Here is a 16,204-nt window from a genome sequence, read left to right as displayed (position 1 = left end):
CCGGGCACGGGGTGGCGCAGACCGCACGCGAGGCCGGGTTCGGGAGTTCCGAGACGATGCGGCGGGTGTTCGTGGCGCGGGCTGCCTGCTCAACCCCGTCTGACCGTAGCGCAGTCCGGGAGCGACTGCCGATCGGCGGGCAGGTTCCCCCGATCAGACCACGGACACCGGGCGTAGGATCCGAACCCATGCGCACGTCCGGTGTCACCGACGTCGTCGTCGGGTTGCACCCGAACGACCACCTCTGCTGGCCTTTCGACGACTTCGCGGAGTTCCGCGCGCGGGCGGCCGGGTTCCTCGTCGACGGCCTGGAGCAGGGGCAGCGCGCGTGTTACGTCGCTCACGGAGACGACCTGGCCGCGGATCTGGAAACCGAACCCGTGCTCGTCGAGGCGTTGCGGGACGGCCGGGCCGAGGTGATCTCCCTGGAGTCGCGCTACGGCACGCCGGTCACGCCCGAGGACCAGGTCGACGCGTACGCCGAAGCCACCCGCACCGCCGTGCAGGACGGGTTCGCCGGGCTGAGGGTGGCCGCGGACGCGACGGCGCTGGTGCGCACGCCGGACTCGCTCGACGCGTTCTGCCGCTACGAGCACCTGATCGACAGGTACATGACCACAGAACCGTTCTCCGCCATGTGCGCCTACGACCGCTCGGAGCTCCCCGAACCGGTGGTCGTGCGGCTCAGCGCGCTGCATCCGATCAACAACACCCCGCCCGCGCCGTTCCGCCTGCACGCCACGACGGACGGCATCGCACTGGACGGCGAGATCGACTGGGTGAGCCACGAACTGCTGTCGCTCGCACTGGAGAGCACAACGCCCGAGAACGGCGAGCTCCACGTCGACGCCACCACACTGCGGTTCATCGACCACCACGGTCTGCTCGCGCTGCGGGAACATGCGCGCGCGAACGAGGCGACGCTCGTGGTGCGATCGGAGAACTCGGCGCTGACACGCCTGGTGTCGGTGCTCGGGCTCGACGACGTGGAGTGCGTCAGATGACGGGCTTTTACCACGAAACCGCCTTCTACGGTTCGGATGACGACTTCCTGACGATCGCGGTGCCGTTCGTGGAGGGAGGTCTGCGGGACGGCCAGCCGACGTTGATCGCGTGCGCCGAGAAGAACACCGCACTGCTGCGCGGCGCACTGGGCCACGACGAGGCGGTCACCTACCTGCCGGGCGCCGACCAGTACGCCAGACCGGCCGACGCGATCGCCACGTACCGCGACATCTTCGGCGAGTACGCCAAAGCGGGCGCGACCCAGATCCGCACGGTCGGCGACGTGCCGCATCCCGGCTTCGGCGTCCCGTGGGACTGGTGGGGCCGCTACGAGAACGCCGTCAACCAGGCGTTCGCGGAGTTCCCGCTGTGGGGCCTGTGCCCGTACGACACCAGGATCACCCCGTCCGAGGTGCTGGCCGACGTCGCGCGCACCCACGAGTACATCGCGACGGTGCCCGGCGAGCACCTGCCCAGCCCCGAGTTCGGCAACGGCCTGCCGCTCAGCAGGCCCGTCCCCGACGTGCTGGAACGAGCCACGCCGCAGGTCTCGCTGGTCGACCCGACGCCCGCCGCCGTGCGCGAGGCGGTCAGCGCGGCGATCGTGGGCACCCGGCTCACCGAGGACAACGCGCACGACGTCGTGTACGCGGCGAACGAGATCGTCACGAACGGCCTGAGCCACGGCGTGGCCCCGGTGCGGTTCCGGCTGTGGGCGGACGACTCGCGCGTGGTGGTGGCGGCGACGGACAACGGATCCGGCCCTGTGGACCCGATGACCGGACTGATCCCGACCACGGCCACGCGGTCGGCCGGGCTCGGGCTGTGGATCCTGCACCGCACGTGCGACTACGTGTCGATGGGCCGTGACGAGGACGGGTTCACCGTCCGGGTGAGCGTCGGCGGATCCGGCCACACGTAGGGAAGATCGTCCGGCACGTCCGGGAAGAACCGCCGGTAGTGCTCAAGATCCTTGCGCACCAAGGCCGACTGATGACTGCGGTACAGCTCCTCGTCGCCCAGCCAGCGAGGCAGGGCTCCCGCCGGCGCGAGCTCGTCCTGCGTGCGCACCACCGTGATGTCCTCGGCCCGCGCCAGATCCGACCTCACGGTCGCCTCGCGCGTGTCGAGGAACCCGAGGCCGAGGCTGCGCGAGCACCAGCGCTCACCCTCGGGCTGTCGGACCACCGGCGCGTCGTCACCCACCTCACCCACGCCGACGACCACCGCTCCGCGAGCGTGCCGGTCGAGGCGTTGCAGGCGTTGACCGCCGCCGAGATGACCACGCCGTACCCGCCGGGCGCGCCCGCGATCCTGCCCGGTGAGGTGATCACTCGGGAGTGCTCGACCACGTGCGCAACGGACGCGCCGCCGGGATGGAACTGCCTGACCCGGCCGACTCCGAGCTGAAGCCGGTCCGGGTGGTGGCGAAGAAGCGGTAGATCGCCGAGCGGGCGGCGGGAGCTGTCAGCCTCCGCCGCCCGCTCCTCCAAGCACGGTCAGGTCCCCCGGCCGGTCTTCTCCTGGAGCCGGTCGATGAGCTGGGACGCCTCCACCTTGGTGAGGTCGTCCGGCACCTCCTCGCCCGCTTCCTGGGCGAGTGTGTGCAGGTAGGACTCCTGCGGACCGGTCATGGGCTCGTCACCGGTCGTCCAGTCCTGCGGGTCCTTCTCCGGCGTGCGGTTCACGGCCGTCCCCTTTCATCCGAACGCGCGTTCGAATACCCGGGACGGCCGTGGATCAATCACCCGCGCAGCATCACGTCGCCGGGGGTCGAGGGGCTCGGCAGAACCGGCCTGGGCACGCGGGCCAGCATGCGGTGGGCGACGGTCAGCAGGGTTCGCGCCTCCATCCGCTCGCTGTAGCCGAGGTGCTCGTCGGCCGCTTCGACGCAGGCCAGGACCTCTGCGGGCACGGTGGTGCCGGTCGCGGCGCAGTCGGTCAGCGCCTCGTTCAGGCACTTGCGGGCCACGTCCGCCTCGATGTTGGTCAGCGCTGTGCACACGGCGTTGTCCAGCTTCTCCAACGCGGTCACGCGCACCTGTCGCAACGAAATGTCGTCGAGCGTCATCACTCGCCTCCACAGCCGAATCTCGGCGCCGACTGCTTGACGCAACACGAGGAAGTACCCGGCTCGAGCGCCGTCAAACCGGGGTTTAACGGGATTTCGCTACCGTGGCGAGATGCGTGGTGAGAACAGGGCCCGGCAGTGGATCTCCGAGCTGTCCGACCGGATCGGCGTGGCGCGGTGGGCGGCGCTCGCCGTCACGCCCGCGCTGCTGGCCGAGGTCGACCAGCACGCCGCCGCGGTGCGCGACATCCTGGTGTTCGGCGTGGAGGGTGCGGGCACGGTGGCCGCGGTCGTGCTGCTCACTTCCTACGCGCGCGGGCTGCTGGAGATCGAGCCCGAGTGGACACCGGCGTCGTGGATCGGCGTGCGGCTCATGGCGGTCTGCCAGCTCGCTCACCTCCACGACACCAGGCCGCTGTCCAACGCATGAAAAACGAGGCGCACCACATCGGGTGCGCCTCGTCCGGAAGGTCAGTCAGCGGACGTCCGGCCTCGTGGTGGTGATCGGGTCCTCAACCGGAACCTCACGCGCGACCGTCTCGGTCTCCGCGCGGGCACGGACCGCGTCCTCACGGCCGCGCTGGTACGCCTCGGCCTGAGCCTGGGCCTGCGGCAGCTCCCGCTCCGCGCGTCCCAGCCAGTTCTCCCACCGCTGCTGCATCGGGCCGATCAGGCCACCGCCGACACCGACGACCAGGATGCCGCCGACCGTCGCGAGCACGGCGATCAGCACCGGCGTGGTCACCGTGGTGGCGACACCGATCTGGTTGAGCGCCGCGATGATGCCCAGCGCCCAGATGAACACCGACGCGATGTTCGCGAGCGTGCCGCCGTAGGACAGACCGCCGAGCGCGCTGCCGATGAAGTCCTTGACGGCACGGGCGATCGCCGCGGCCACCACGACGATGATGATCGCGACCGCAGCCTTGGGCAGCCACGCCACGATGGCGGTCAACAGCTCCGAGACGGGGTTCGGGCCCCACACGCCGAACGCGATCTGCAACGTGATCAGCAGCAACGCGTAGAAGACGAGTTTCGCCAGCAGATCAGAAGCGTCGTACTTGCTGCGCGAGAGCATCTGCCGGATGCCGCCGCGCTCGACGAGCCGATCGAACCCGACCCGCTCGAGCACCTTGTCGATGAGCTTGGCCACCGCCTTGGCGACGAACCAGCCGATCACCAGGATCAGCAGGAAGGCCGCCAGCTTGGGCACGAACGTCGCCACCGCCCGCCAGGCGTCGGTCAGCCCTTGTCCGAAGTCCATGTCGAGCTCCCTTCACACGGGCGCCCGACCGGGCGTCCCACCGGGCAATACCCGGTGGGACAACGCTTCACACGACGGGCCGCAACTCCCGGTCGCTCGCCATGAGGTGCTCCCACGTCCGCCCGCGCTGGCTGGGAGGCGCCGCGCCGTCCGCTGTGCACACCGGGTACACCAGACCGAAGGGAACCGGTTGATCGAACTCGTCACCGGTGTGGACGTCGACGAGACGACGGACATGTGCCATCACAACCACTCCCTCACGGTGTGAGCAGATCGGCCGGCAGGTTCAGGGATCAACGAATACCCCGCGAGCTGCGCGAACATGCGCTGCGGCGTTGCGACATAAGAGTGAAACGACAGTCCATTGTGGACTAACGGACTGAGATCGCCGGGTGGGGATCCCGTTGCGCGGCACGGTGACGATGATCATGCGGCGACCTGGACAGGTGATCGTCGACACCGGACGCAGCGCTGGATCGAGCTGTTGCGCCCGGTCGAACCGCACCACCACCCGGCCACGGGTCAGCGTCAGACCGCGCGAGTCGAGTGCGATGGTGTCGGAATCCCTTACCACCAAAGGACTCTGTTCAGAAGCCGCCGCAGTCGCCCGCACCGATCGCACGATCCGGTCGCCGACGGTCACCTCGGTCACGACCGAACCGGAAGGCGCGCGGTACCGGAACCGGTACGGCTCACCACCGAGGAACTCGGCCTGCTGCGACCCGTTCGAGTCCGGCACCAGTCCGGGAGACACGGTCGCCCAGCACGCGTAGTTGTTGTTGTTCAACGACTGCACAAGTGTGCCCGCCACCGGAGTCGGCTGCCCACGCGGAACGTGCCGCGGCAAGATCCTCACGACTGGACACGAACGCGGCCAGATCGGGGACGACCGGCACGAACAGCAGCAGAGCGACGATCGCGACTCGCAGCAGCACGGATGCTCCTCGTGACGACGGGGCGGCCAGGCAGTGGTCGCCCCGTCGCACGCGGAGAGCGCAGCTGCGGTCCAGCCGAGCGCTACTGGTAGCGCGGGTGGGTGGTGTGCCACTCGAAGCCGCCGCCCATCCAGGCCTTGGCGCCCTTCAGGAACCGGTGCAGTTCCACCGACGGCACCGCGAGTAGCGCCTTGTGCCCCGCCTCGAAGTCTCGGACCAGCTGGTTGTGCAGCTCGACCGTGCGCGCCGTGGCCTCGGCGATCGAGCACTCCCGGTCCGCCGCGATCTGCAGCACCATGTTGCAGACCGGTTTCTCGTCGGCGGCGTCCTTCTCCACCGACACCAGGTCGTTGACGATCACCGACGCCGTGCCCGCGGCCGTGAGCAGCTGCCGCACGCGCGGGTCGTAGTACAGCGGCGCGGGCAGCTCGTAGCCGCCCACCGCGTCGATGAGCGTCATGGACGTGTAGAACGTGTCGTGCTGCCGGGTCGCGAGGTACTGCCACGCCGGCGGGTAGTTGCCGGTGTGCCGCCACGCCGCGTACGCGCCCCACGACACGAACATCGCGAACGTCGAGTAGCAGACCCGTTGCACCACAGTGGGTGTGCTGCGCGACGCCAGGTGCCCGATGCCGGACCGCAGCCCGACCAGCACCGGATCCGCCGCCAGCCGCTCCTCCAGCTCGACGGTGAACTCGGCGGCGGGCGCCACCGGGTCCATCGCGGCCATCGCCAGCGCCAGGCGCGGCGACAGCTCGGCCGGGATCGCGCCCATCTCGGTGTCGTCCGCGTAGAGGTCGTCGGCGGCCCACCACGCCGCGTTGAGCTTCGCCGCGATCAGCAACTGCTCGACGTCGTCGGTGTCCACGTGGGTCAGCACGGCGAGACGGCCGAACCTGCCGCCCAGGAACCGTTCCGGCTCCTCGAAACCGCAGTCGCCGGCCCACGCGATGAGCCGTTCGTCGACGGCGGCCGCCAGCAGGTCGTTCTCGCGTTCGACCACCGGCACGTACATCGGCGGCGCGGTCCCGTCGCCCCACGGCCGTTCCGCGTAGCCGGGTTGCGGTGGCAGCTCCACGGCCTCGGACCGCCCGAGCCGGGCAGCGGATGTGCCCAGCCCGGACGGCCCGGTGAGGAGGTCCTTCATCAGATGCGGTCCGCGACGATCAGCAGGTAGTGGAAGCTGCCTTCCTTGTAGGCCGTCAGGAACGGGTCCTCGACGCCGGTGGCGACCGACGACTGGGCTCGCAGCTCCCAGTACGGGATGGTCTCCGGCGTCAGGTCGACCACGCTGATCGGCACAAAACCGTTGTCCGCCAACGCCTTGAAGTACTCGCTGCGCGGGTGGATGTTGCAGATGTAGTGCTGGTCGATCTGGCTGACCTCGCGCGACCGCAGCCCGGTCAGGTCGTTGGAGCAGCCGGTGATGCACACGTACCGGCCGCCGGGCGCGATGAGCCGGGCGAACTCGCCGTACAGCTGCTGGAGGTCCACGTACATCGTGGTCTCGTTGGTCCAGATGCCGTTGAACGAGCCGGTCTCGAAGCCGGTGTCGAGCATGTTCTTGAAGTGGAACCGGACCTGGTCGGCGACACCGCGCTCGACCGCCTGGTTGTTCGCGAACGCCACCTGCTCCTCGGAGATGCTGACGCCGTCGATCGTCGCGCCGAACCGGGCGTTGGCCATGAAGCTCGTGCCGCCGCGGCCGGATCCGCCGTCCATCAGGTGGGGGGTGGCCGGCAGCTGCCCGAACGCGTCCAGCAGGACCTCGGCCTGCGCGGTCTCGAGCCGGTGCATCTCGGCGATGATCGCTTCGTCGCCCATCCGCAGCACGGCAGGGTCGTACGCACCGAGCCCGTAGTGGTGGTGGTAGAGGCCGTCGACCTCACCCAGCTTGATGTTGACCGGGTCCTTCTCCTTGTTCCAGTAGTCCGCGACGGAACGCTGGTAGTCGGTGCGCAGAACCGGCTTCACAGTGGGGCTCGCCATGACCTGTCGTGCTCCTGTTCGTTGGAACGCTCGCTGCCGAACAGCAACCGACCTTTGCAGCTGTCGGCCCAGGCGGCGATCCGCCGTTCAGGGTTGGTTCGGACACGAATGGGTGTGCCAAATGGCGCGCTGAAGTGGGCCTGACTGACCCGATCTACCTCGCCGGTACCCCCACTGTCGTGGGTTCCGTGCGTCCATCCGGATGACAGAACGGGCGAGATTCCACGTCACGCAGGAAAAAACCCGGTACTCCAGACGCGAGAGCCGCTCGTCCCCCACTCGGGTCGCGGCCGACCCGACTGGCTCACACGATTCAGACCTGTGAGCTGCCCGGCGAACTGATCAGTGAGTCAGAAAACCGTTATTGAAAACCTTGTCAGTATTACTCTATTCAAGAATGTGAATGTTTGACACATATGCAACCTTCGACTACAAAGAAATAGCCCCGCCCTGCTGAACGAGGGTCATCAATGAAGCCGACCTCCATACCCCTGCTAAGTCTGCTCCTAATCGGTTCACTCGCCGTACCCGTGACGACGTCGGTGGCCGCACCTGCGCTCACCGGCCTGGACGTCTCGTCAGGCAATCGACGTTCCCCTATTTCCGGCCTGTACGACTGGTCGAAGGCGGGATATCGCGGCAATGGCGTGCTGCCCGGAAAGAATGACGTCAACCCGAGCGCGAGCTGTCAGATCACCGCCGCCGAACTCAGCTCCCAGTTCAACGTCCGCCCGAATGACGCTGCCGACGACACCGCCGGACTGCAGGCAGCGATCGACTCGATCCGGACGCAGTGTTCCCCGAGCGCGAGCTATTCGAAGCTCAGCCTCATCACACTGCCGGCCGGTGAGCTGAAGGTGTCGCACGAGGTGCACGTGGACGCGGACTACCTGATCATCAGGGGTGCGGGCGCGACCACTACGAAGATCGTCTACACGCCCGACGCCAACACCCGGTACGACGCCCTCACGCCCGACGGCTCGGACTGGGACGAGGACGGGATGACTTACGGGCAGGGCAAGGGCGGCTGGCTGTGGCCGGGCCGCGGTCTGTTCCGGGTCCAGTCGCGCGGCGTGCATCCGAGCTATGCCGGCGACTACAAGTCGGCGCCGGCGAACCGCAAGGACATCTTCGAGGGCACGGTCAACGTGCACTGGAAGGCGGGCGCCAAGGTGGCCGCGGCGGCCAGGACCGGCGACAGGACCATCAAGGTCGCGTCCGCGAGCACCATCAAGGCGGGCATGCTCGTGAACGTCCGGGCCGCCAACTCGGTCAAGTTCTACGAGCAGCAGTTCGCGACGGGCACCGAGTGGCCGATGCTGAACATGCACATGCGCCAGCAGATCTTCACCGTCGCCTCCGTCTCGGGCACGACGGTCACGCTCGACAAACCACTGGAGTTCGACGTTCCGGTCAACTCCACCTCGGACGGTTCACCGGCGATTGACGGGGCGACATACGACTCCAAGGTGTCGCCGCTGGTGGACCCGGTCCTCGGCGTGGGTTTCGAGAACTTCGGCTTCACGCAGGCGATGCCGAACCTCAACCCCGCCGAGGCCGTCGACAACTACGGCAACATGGCTCCCGCCGACGAAATGCACGGCATCGTCTTCAAGTGGGCGGCGAACTCGTGGGTCAGGGGCATCCGCGCGGAGATGACCGGGTCGCACCCGATCGTCACCGAGGAGGCCAAGAACCTGCAGATCGTCGACAACTACCTCGACGGGTCGTGGAACAAGGGCAAGGGCGGCAACGGCTATTTCCGCGGCTCGCGGGTGTGGGACTCGCTCTACGCCGGCAACATCTCGCGCAACCTGCGGCACTTCACCTTCCAGTGGTCCGCGTCGGGCAACGTCGTGGTGGGCAACGACTTCGACTCCGATCTGAACCTGCACGGCGGCTGGGAACGCAACAACCTGTTCGAGAACAACAGCGTCAAGGTCTCGTACGGGCACCGTTCCGGCAACTGCCGCGCGAACTGCGGTGAGGAAGGCGGCGGCGGGCCCGACGACTCGAACTGGTTCCCGATCTGGTGGGGCGCCGGCAAGAAGGCCGTCAAGTGGTCGGGCGCATCCGGGCCGCGCAACGTGTTCTTCAACAACGACATGACGAAGCAGCTGTCCACCGGCGGCGCGTACCAGCCGTTCTACCCGGACAAGCAGAGGATCTACCAGTTCGGCTGGAACGGCACCGCCTACAAACACCTCGACGTCGGCGGCACGGCCATCGCGGACTGGGCGAAGAACGAGCAGCGCGACTACACCGGCGGCCACGGTGTCGACGTGTCCAAATCGGACTCGGCGAAGTCCTTGTTCCTCACGAACATCCCGGCCGGCTTCACCGCAGGCGGAGCGGGGACCGCGGGCTTCTCCGGCGACTTCTCCGCGCAGGCCACGATTCCCGTGTCCAACGCTGACCAGCTGAAGACCGCACTGGCCACCGCGAAGCCCGGTGACACCATCTCGTTGACGGCCGGCACCTACCGCGGCTCGTTCGTCACGCAGAAGGCCGGCACGTCCAGCAACCCGATCACCCTGACCGGCCCGTCGTCCGCGGTGCTGATCAACGACGGCCCGTCCGGTGACCCGCCCTCCTGCCCGGTGCCGACCGCGGGCTGGGACTCGGGGTACGGCCTGTGGCTGTACAACGCGCCGTACTGGAACATCAAGGGAATCACCGTCGCGGAGTCCAAGAAGGGCATCATCCTCGACAACTCCCACCACGTGACGATCGACGGCGTGACCGTGCGAAAGACCGACGAGGAAGGCGTGCACTTCCGGCGCTCCTCCGCGGACGGCGTGATCAAGAACTCGACGATCACCGACACCGGCGTCGTGACGAAGGACTACGGCGAGGGCGTCTACATCGGATCCGCGAACTCCAACTGGAAGTGTCACGGCAACTCCGGTGGAGTCGACAGGTCGGACCGCGTGCAGGTGCTGGGCAACAAGATCGGCCCGAACGTCGCCGCCGAGCACATCGACGTCAAGGAAGGCACGCAGAGCGGCCTGATCAGCGGCAACACGTTCAACGGCACCGGCATCAGCGGCGCGAACTCCGGCGACTCGTGGATCGACGTGAAGGGTTTCAACTACCGGATCGAGAACAACACGGGCACCTTCGCCTCGCCCGGCGTCTTCGCGAACGGCTACGAGACCCACAACCCGAGCACGACACCCTCGTTCGCCAACGGCTGCGGCAACGTGTGGCGCAACAACAAGTCCGACCTCGGCAACGTCGGCGAGTACGCGATCTACGTCTCGTCCACTTCGAAGTGCAAGGCCAGCCCGAACGTCGTCCACGCCTCGAACACGGTGTCCCGTGCGAAGAAGGGCCTGACGAACGTCCCGGTCACCCCGTAACAGCGGGGGTTGCAGGGGTCCCGATCGGTGTACGGCGGCGTCGCCGATCGGGATCCCTGGCTACACAGTCGCTTTCAGTGCCCGCACCTCGTCCCGCAGCGCCCTGATCTCCTGCAGCAGCAGGTCGTCGTGCGTCGCGGCACGGGGTGCGGGCACGTGCTGGATGTCGGACTCCATCGCGCTGCACACGACGGCGATGAACAGGTTGAGCATCGTGAACGTGCCGACCATCAGGTAGCAGAGGAAGAAGATCCACGCGAGCGGCTGGTGCACCATCAGGTCGCGCATCACGTCCGACCAGCCGTCGCCGGTGGTGATCTGGAACAGCGTCAGCAGGGTCGAGCCGAGGTCGGCGAACCGCGGGTCGCCGGTGTCGCCGAACAGGTTGCTCGCGATCACGCCGCCGACGTAGAGCAGGAGCGTCAGCAGGCCGGTCAGCGAGATCAGGCCGGGCACCGACTTCACCAGCGCGGTGACGACCCGGCGCATGCTCGGCACCATCGCCACCAGCCGCAGCGCCCGCAGGATCCGCATCGACCGCAGCACCGACAGCGGCCCGGCGGCGGGCAGCAGCGCCACCGCGACGATGACGAAGTCGAAGACGTTCCAGGGGTCGCGGAAGAACCGCCAGCCGAACGCGTACAGCCGGGCGGCGAGCTCGGCGACGAAGATCGCGAGCGCCAGGTGGTCGATCGTGCTGAGCAGATCGCCGTTCTTCTCCACCAGGGACGGTGAGGTCTCGGCTCCCAGCGTGATCGCGTTGACGACGATCACGCAGATGATCATCCACTGGAACCGCGTGCTCTCGACTACCTCGCCGATGCGGGCGCGCAACGTCATGCCTCACAACTCCTTGCCAGGGGGACAAGGGCTCTATCGGCGTGCGCGGTGCCGAGCTGTTCACCCGGTGGTGTTGATCAGCTCCAGGCGGCTCGCGGTGCGGGCGAGGTCGAGTGAGTTGCCTCCGACGATCTCGTGGAGCGGGTGGTCACTCACCAGGGTCAGCCGGATGTCCTTGTCCACCAGCACGTCCACGACGTTCGCGAACCTCTGCTGTGCCTCGCGGTCAACCGTTTCGAGTCGCGGCACCGCCGTGATCACCCAGTCGTCGAACCGTTTCGCCAGTTCCAGGTAGTCCTGCGTCGACGTCGGCTTCTCGCACAGGTCACCGAAGTCGAACCAGAGCTGGTCGCCGGTGGTCTCCGGGGCTGTGGTGCAGATCGCGCCTGTCTCGAACCGCGACCTCGGACGGCCGCGCAGCAACCGGTAGTCAGGGCCGCCGGTCAGCTCGACGGCGTCCATGAGTTCCTTGACCAGCGCGATGCCCGGCAGGAAGAGGTCGTGGTACAGCGGGTTCGGCAGCAGCCCGTCCGGTGGGTAGTTGGACGTCGCGACGACCATCGTCCGGCTCGCTCGCAACGCCTCCAGCAGCCTGGTCATCAGCATCGCGTCGCCGATGTCGTGCAGGTGGAACTCGTCGAACGCCAGCACGTCCGCCCGCCCGATCAGCTCGTCGACGGCCTTCTTCACCGCACCGCGTTCGTGCAGCCTGGCCGAGATGCGGGCGTGCAGCTCCTGGAAGAACGCGTGGAAGTGCACGCGCCGCTTGCGTTTCGCCGGGAGCACCTCGAAGAACGCGTCCGCGAGGAAGCTCTTGCCACGGCCGACCGGCCCGTGCAGGTAGACACCCCGGCGCCGCTCCCCCAGCTCCTGGAGCCGCCCGATGGCCCGCAGCTGCGCCTCGTCGAGCTCGTATCCGCTTTTCACCACGTGTGCGCGAAGATCCACCATTACCCCCGCAGGCAGCCTACAAAGATCACCGGCCTGCCTGGTCCAGTGCGGCCTGCAGGGATTCGAGATATCCCTCACTGGTCACGGTCGCGCCGCTCACGGTGTCGATGTCCGCACTCTGCGCGTCGAGGGTCTCCTGCACGAGGATCGGCAACGCGCGCGCGTTGATCTGCTCGTCCTTGCGGTTGCCATCGGGGTATCGCGGCACGGTGACCGCGGTGATCTTGCCGCCGTCCACCGTGATCGCGACCTGCACCGGACCCCAGCGGGTGTCGACCGCAGGTCCGGTCACGGTGCCCGCGGACGACGCGAGCGGCTGAGTCGTCGCGGTCGTGGGCCCTGACAACGAAGTGCGGTACCCGAACAGGAGCACCAAGCCGGTGGCGGTGCCGATGAGCCAGATCAGAATTCGCGTCACCAGCTGAACTCCTCGACGTGGAACCGCTCTTCCGGCACACCCGCGGCGCTCGCGGCCCGGCGCACCGCTTCCGCCCATGGCGCGGGCCCGCAGACGTAGACGTCGCGCTCGGCGATGTCCGGCACCAGCTGCCGCAGCGCGGTCACGTCGTCGATCGGCGCCCAGCCGCCCAGCCACGACTTCGGCGACCGGCGGCGGCCGGGCAGATCGACGACACGCAGTCCGCGTTCGCGCGCCAGCACGTCCAACTCGCGCGCGAACAGCGGACGGTCCCGGAAGCGGTGCAACAGCACGGTTTCACCGGGCGCGTAGTCGAGCTCCTCGGCCAGCGCGCGCAACGGCGCCACCCCGACGCCCGCCCCGATCAACGCCACCCCTCGCCGGGTGCGCACCCGTTCGGTCAGCCTGCCGAACGGGCCTTCGAACAGCACCGGTGTGCCGGCAACCACCCCGTTCAGCTCCGCCCGCACGGTGATCCGCAGGCTGCGGCCGTCGGGCGCGGCGGACAGCGAGTACGGGTTGCCGCGCGTCCAGCCGCTGCGGTTCAGGAACCGCCAGCCGAGGAACTGCCCGGCCCGCACCGGGAGCCGGTCCAGGTCGCGCCCGGCCAGGTAGACCGAGACGACGTCGCCGCCCTCCGGCACCACCGACGTCACCCGCAGCCGGTGCCGGGCGCTGCGCCACAACGGCACCCCGATCCGCCATACCAGGATCCCGGTCGCGGCTGCCGCCCAGAGGCTCCACCAGTACACGGTGGCGGCGGCCGAGGTGAGGAACTCCTGGCCGGTCCACAGCTGGTGCGGCAACGCGAGTCCGACGCCGAGATAGCCGTAGAGGTGCAGCAGGTGCCACGACTCGTATCGCAGCTTCGCCCGCGCCGCCCGGATGCTCGTGACGACGGTGAGGATCAGGCACCCGGTGCCCGCCAGCGCGAGGAGCATCGCCGGGTAGTCCGTGGCGAGGTCCCAGAACTCCCCCGGCGTCCGCGTCAGATCACCGGCCGCGTAGCCCCACGTGATCAGCACCAGGTGGGCCAGCACGAGGTTGAACGAGGTGAAGCCGGCCCTGCGGTGCACCGCGACCAGCCGGTCCTGGCCGAACGCCCGTTCCAGCAGCGGCAACCGTGCCATCAGCAGCACCTGCACCAGCAGCAGATCCGAGCCGATCAGCCCGGTGAGCCTGCCGAGCGAGTTCAGGCCGGTCTCCCACACGCCGAGGTCGGTGATGCCGCCGCCGGCCGCCCACCAGTACGTGACGAGCAGCAGCCCGGCCCACAGCACCGCGGTGGCAACGACCCGTGCGCCCGCGTCAAGCGGACGTCTTCGCACGGGCGCAAGGGTCGCAGTCATTCCCTATGTCCCCTGGCCCGGCTGCTGGTCGTCCTGCTCACCCGGCGGAGTGCCGAACCTGCCGTCTCCCCTGCCCTGCCTGCCGCCGGGGAACTGGCCCTGGCCGGGCTGCTGGTCGTCCTGGCGCACCTGGTTCGTGCCGGTGTCGCTCACCGCGTGGCCCAGCGCGAACCCGCCGGCTCCGGTCAGCACCGCGAGGCCGAGCGCCCCGGCGATGATCGGCCCGGTGATCCGCCGTGCGGGCTTCACCTCCTGAACCGGTGGCTCCGCGGTGCCCGTGCTCGTAGCAGTGGTCGTGGCCGGGCCCGGCTCCCACCGGGATCCGCTGGGGCTGTTCGGGTCGGGTTCCATCAGGCGGCTCCTCGCTCTCGACCCGTCCCATCCTCAGCAACGAGCCTGAAGGCAGCAGCAGAGCCAGCTGTGAGCTACCTGAACCGCTTACGATCAGCGGCGTGAGCAATGTCGAGGCCGAGCCCGCGGAAGTCACCTGCACCTCGTCACAGCGTGGGTCTCTGCTGGGATCCGTCGAGGTCCTGGAGCCGCGGGACGTGCCGCTGGGCGGTCCGCGCGCGATGTCGGTGCGCCGTACGTTGCCGCAGAAGCAGCGTTCGCTCATCGGCGCGTGGTGCTTCTGCGACCACTACGGCCCCGACGAAGTCCGCATGGACGTGGCCCCGCACCCACACACGGGCCTGCAGACGGTCAGCTGGCTGTTCACCGGCGAGATCGAGCACCGCGACAGCCACGGCGTGCACGCGTTCGTGCGTCCCGGCGAGCTGAACCTGATGACCGGCGGCCGCGGCATCGCCCACTCCGAGGTGTCGACCGACGCCTCCACCGTTCTCCACGGCGTGCAGCTCTGGCTCGCCCTGCCCGACGCCCACCGCGACGCCCCGCGGAACTTCCAGCACTACGCCCCGCCGACCGTTCTTCTCGACGGCGTCTCGATACGCGTGTTCCTCGGCGAACTGGCCGGATCGACCTCGCCTGTGACCACGTTCACACCACTGCTCGGCGCGGAGATCGTGCTGCCCGCGGGGGCAACGATTTCGCTCGACGTGCTGCCCGAGTTCGAGCACGGCGTCCTGCTCGACACCGGCGACGTGACGTTCCAGGAGACCGCTCTCACCCCCGGCGCGTTGGGCTGTGCGGGCACCGGCCGCAGCACGCTGACCTTGTCTTCTCGCGACGGCGCAAGGGTTGTGCTGCTCGGCGGCGAGCCGTTCGGCGAGGAGATCGTGATGTGGTGGAACTTCGTGGGCCGCACCCACGACGAGATCGTCGCCTATCGAGACGAATGGCAGGCGGAGACCGACAGGTTCGGCCGCGTCGAGGGCTACGTCGGCGACCGCCTGCCCGCACCACCGCTTCCCGGTGGCCGCCTGCGTCCGCGTGGCAACCCTGCCTAGCGCTACGTCTCCTTCCGCATGACCATCGACTCCACCTCGTAGCCGTTGCTGCGGTACAGCCCGATCGCAGCCTCGTTGTCCCCGGCGACGTTCAAGCCCAGCGCCGTCTTGCCCTCGCGGGCGATGAGCGCCTCGGCGGCAGCGAGAATGGCGGACCCGTATCCGCGCCGCCTGTGCGGCTCGAAGACGTTGACGTCGTACAACCACGCCGACGTCGCCGTGCCCGAGACCTGCCCGGGGTCAGGGCCGATCCAAGCGTTCCCCACCGCCTCGCCGGACTCGTTCTCCGCCGTCACCAGGTGATGCCCGGCCGTGTCCAGGCCGTCGGGCAGGAACCTCGCGGTGCCGGGCGCACCCGTTGCAGCGCGAGCTCCTCCGGCATCACCCTGCCGAGCAGCCGCACCGACTCGGCCTCGCGATGTTCGGTGGCGGCGCGGTACTCGTCCGCCGTCATCCTCCGCAGTCTCACCTGGATGATCATGCGGCCATTCAAGCAGGGCTCATCACTTTGCGTGCCGAATTGGCTACACCACGGCTTCCATGTCGAAAGTCATACTTCAGGACCATTGAAAATCACGTTCTGATCGCTTTTCCTGAGCGAGGCATCCACG

At 68.4% G+C, this 16,204-nt stretch carries 21 protein-coding genes and 1 pseudogene; 6 read left to right on the top strand and 16 right to left on the bottom strand.

Annotation, left to right across the window (positions count from 1 at the left end):
* Window positions 1–188 precede the first annotated feature (188 nt).
* Together ABZX92_RS27180 and ABZX92_RS27175 are read left to right on the top strand one after the other, a co-directional pair.
* The gene (locus ABZX92_RS27180; RefSeq protein ID WP_355565033.1) at window positions 189–1,004 is read left to right on the top strand and encodes an MEDS domain-containing protein; all 816 of its coding nucleotides are present in this window, start codon (window positions 189–191) and stop codon (window positions 1,002–1,004) included.
* On the top strand, window positions 1,001–1,927 hold the full coding sequence (locus ABZX92_RS27175) for a sensor histidine kinase (protein ID WP_355565030.1): 927 nt from the start codon (window positions 1,001–1,003) through the stop codon (window positions 1,925–1,927). Before ABZX92_RS27180 ends, ABZX92_RS27175 begins: the two co-directional genes overlap by 4 nt.
* On the opposite strand, the pseudogene ABZX92_RS27170 reads toward ABZX92_RS27175, so the two are convergent.
* Window positions 1,855–2,115: pseudogene (locus ABZX92_RS27170) on the bottom strand (cytoplasmic protein); the annotation flags it as partial. The gene ABZX92_RS27175 and the pseudogene ABZX92_RS27170 sit on opposite strands and share 73 nt — an antisense overlap.
* A 129-nt stretch (window positions 2,116–2,244) precedes the next feature.
* Between ABZX92_RS27170 and ABZX92_RS27165 the strand changes: the two are divergent.
* A complete protein-coding gene (locus tag ABZX92_RS27165) occupies window positions 2,245–2,415 on the top strand; it encodes a hypothetical protein (protein WP_355565027.1) in 171 nt (56 codons plus the stop codon).
* An 89-nt stretch (window positions 2,416–2,504) separates the two neighbouring features.
* Here the strand turns inward: ABZX92_RS27165 and ABZX92_RS27160 are convergent, their stop codons facing one another.
* Together ABZX92_RS27160 and ABZX92_RS27155 are read right to left on the bottom strand one after the other, a co-directional pair.
* Window positions 2,505–2,693: a DUF3072 domain-containing protein gene (locus ABZX92_RS27160; RefSeq protein ID WP_355565025.1), complete on the bottom strand. Its 189-nt coding sequence runs from the start codon at window positions 2,691–2,693 to the stop codon at window positions 2,505–2,507.
* 56 nt (window positions 2,694–2,749) lie between these two features.
* Window positions 2,750–3,076 carry a hypothetical protein gene (locus ABZX92_RS27155; protein WP_355565022.1) on the bottom strand — a complete coding sequence of 109 codons (327 nt, stop codon included), beginning with the start codon at window positions 3,074–3,076 and terminating at the stop codon, window positions 2,750–2,752.
* Window positions 3,077–3,188: 112 nt separating this feature from the next.
* Here ABZX92_RS27155 and ABZX92_RS27150 point away from each other — a divergent pair, with 112 nt between their 5' ends.
* Window positions 3,189–3,506 carry a DUF6401 family natural product biosynthesis protein gene (locus tag ABZX92_RS27150; protein WP_355565019.1) on the top strand — a complete coding sequence of 106 codons (318 nt, stop codon included), beginning with the start codon at window positions 3,189–3,191 and terminating at the stop codon, window positions 3,504–3,506.
* A 45-nt stretch (window positions 3,507–3,551) separates the two neighbouring features.
* On the opposite strand, the gene ABZX92_RS27145 is transcribed toward ABZX92_RS27150, so the two are convergent.
* From ABZX92_RS27145 to ABZX92_RS27120, 6 genes are all read right to left on the bottom strand, one after another.
* Entirely contained in the window at window positions 3,552–4,340 is a 789-nt protein-coding gene (locus ABZX92_RS27145; protein ID WP_355565016.1) for a hypothetical protein, read from the bottom strand.
* A 67-nt stretch (window positions 4,341–4,407) separates the two neighbouring features.
* Window positions 4,408–4,584 (bottom strand): hypothetical protein, encoded by a 177-nt coding sequence (locus ABZX92_RS27140; protein ID WP_196778116.1) that lies wholly within the window; start codon window positions 4,582–4,584, stop codon window positions 4,408–4,410.
* A 42-nt stretch (window positions 4,585–4,626) separates the two neighbouring features.
* Window positions 4,627–4,992, bottom strand: a complete 366-nt coding sequence (locus tag ABZX92_RS27135) for a hypothetical protein (protein ID WP_355565013.1) — start codon at window positions 4,990–4,992, stop codon at window positions 4,627–4,629.
* A gap of 40 nt (window positions 4,993–5,032) precedes the next feature.
* Window positions 5,033–5,275 carry a hypothetical protein gene (locus tag ABZX92_RS27130; protein ID WP_355565010.1) on the bottom strand — a complete coding sequence of 81 codons (243 nt, stop codon included), beginning with the start codon at window positions 5,273–5,275 and terminating at the stop codon, window positions 5,033–5,035.
* Between the two features lie 82 nt (window positions 5,276–5,357).
* Complete coding sequence (locus ABZX92_RS27125) at window positions 5,358–6,422, bottom strand: family 2 encapsulin nanocompartment cargo protein terpene cyclase (RefSeq protein ID WP_355565008.1); 1,065 nt, start codon at window positions 6,420–6,422, stop codon at window positions 5,358–5,360.
* Window positions 6,422–7,264: a geranyl diphosphate 2-C-methyltransferase gene (locus ABZX92_RS27120; RefSeq protein WP_355565005.1), complete on the bottom strand. Its 843-nt coding sequence runs from the start codon at window positions 7,262–7,264 to the stop codon at window positions 6,422–6,424. Before ABZX92_RS27120 ends, ABZX92_RS27125 begins: the two co-directional genes overlap by 1 nt.
* Before the next feature lie 530 nt (window positions 7,265–7,794).
* On the opposite strand from ABZX92_RS27120, the gene ABZX92_RS27115 reads away from it, so the two are divergent.
* A complete protein-coding gene (locus ABZX92_RS27115; protein ID WP_355565002.1) occupies window positions 7,795–10,626 on the top strand; it encodes a right-handed parallel beta-helix repeat-containing protein in 2,832 nt (943 codons plus the stop codon).
* Window positions 10,627–10,686: 60 nt separating this feature from the next.
* Here the strand turns inward: ABZX92_RS27115 and ABZX92_RS27110 are convergent, their stop codons facing one another.
* From ABZX92_RS27110 to ABZX92_RS27090, 5 genes are read right to left on the bottom strand one after another with little or no spacing between them, the layout of a single operon-like run.
* Window positions 10,687–11,466, bottom strand: coding sequence for an ion transporter (locus tag ABZX92_RS27110; RefSeq protein ID WP_355565000.1), 780 nt, complete (start codon window positions 11,464–11,466; stop codon window positions 10,687–10,689).
* A gap of 60 nt (window positions 11,467–11,526) precedes the next feature.
* Window positions 11,527–12,396, bottom strand: coding sequence for a cell division protein ZapE (gene zapE / locus ABZX92_RS27105; protein ID WP_355564997.1), 870 nt, complete (start codon window positions 12,394–12,396; stop codon window positions 11,527–11,529).
* A gap of 46 nt (window positions 12,397–12,442) precedes the next feature.
* Window positions 12,443–12,835 (bottom strand): FMN-binding protein, encoded by a 393-nt coding sequence (locus ABZX92_RS27100; RefSeq protein ID WP_355564995.1) that lies wholly within the window; start codon window positions 12,833–12,835, stop codon window positions 12,443–12,445.
* Window positions 12,832–14,163: a ferric reductase-like transmembrane domain-containing protein gene (locus ABZX92_RS27095; protein WP_355564992.1), complete on the bottom strand. Its 1,332-nt coding sequence runs from the start codon at window positions 14,161–14,163 to the stop codon at window positions 12,832–12,834. Before ABZX92_RS27095 ends, ABZX92_RS27100 begins: the two co-directional genes overlap by 4 nt.
* A 24-nt stretch (window positions 14,164–14,187) precedes the next feature.
* Window positions 14,188–14,535, bottom strand: a complete 348-nt coding sequence (locus tag ABZX92_RS27090) for a hypothetical protein (RefSeq protein ID WP_355564990.1) — start codon at window positions 14,533–14,535, stop codon at window positions 14,188–14,190.
* A 101-nt stretch (window positions 14,536–14,636) separates the two neighbouring features.
* On the opposite strand from ABZX92_RS27090, the gene ABZX92_RS27085 reads away from it, so the two are divergent.
* Complete coding sequence (locus ABZX92_RS27085; protein WP_355564987.1) at window positions 14,637–15,593, top strand: pirin family protein; 957 nt, start codon at window positions 14,637–14,639, stop codon at window positions 15,591–15,593.
* 2 nt (window positions 15,594–15,595) lie between these two features.
* Here the strand turns inward: ABZX92_RS27085 and ABZX92_RS27080 are convergent, their stop codons facing one another.
* Both ABZX92_RS27080 and ABZX92_RS27075 read right to left on the bottom strand, forming a co-directional pair.
* A complete protein-coding gene (locus ABZX92_RS27080) occupies window positions 15,596–15,889 on the bottom strand; it encodes a GNAT family N-acetyltransferase (RefSeq protein ID WP_355564984.1) in 294 nt (97 codons plus the stop codon).
* Window positions 15,886–16,062, bottom strand: a complete 177-nt coding sequence (locus ABZX92_RS27075) for a hypothetical protein (protein WP_355564983.1) — start codon at window positions 16,060–16,062, stop codon at window positions 15,886–15,888. The genes ABZX92_RS27080 and ABZX92_RS27075 overlap by 4 nt, the downstream gene beginning before the upstream one ends.
* Between the last annotated feature and the right edge of the window lie 142 nt (window positions 16,063–16,204).

Origin of the sequence: Lentzea sp. NPDC006480 (assembly GCF_040611995.1) — a bacterium.
Taxonomy (GTDB): Bacteria; Actinomycetota; Actinomycetes; order Mycobacteriales; family Pseudonocardiaceae; genus Lentzea.
The sequence above is the reverse complement of the archived record's forward strand: the minus strand, read 5'-3'. Positions and strand labels throughout refer to the sequence as shown.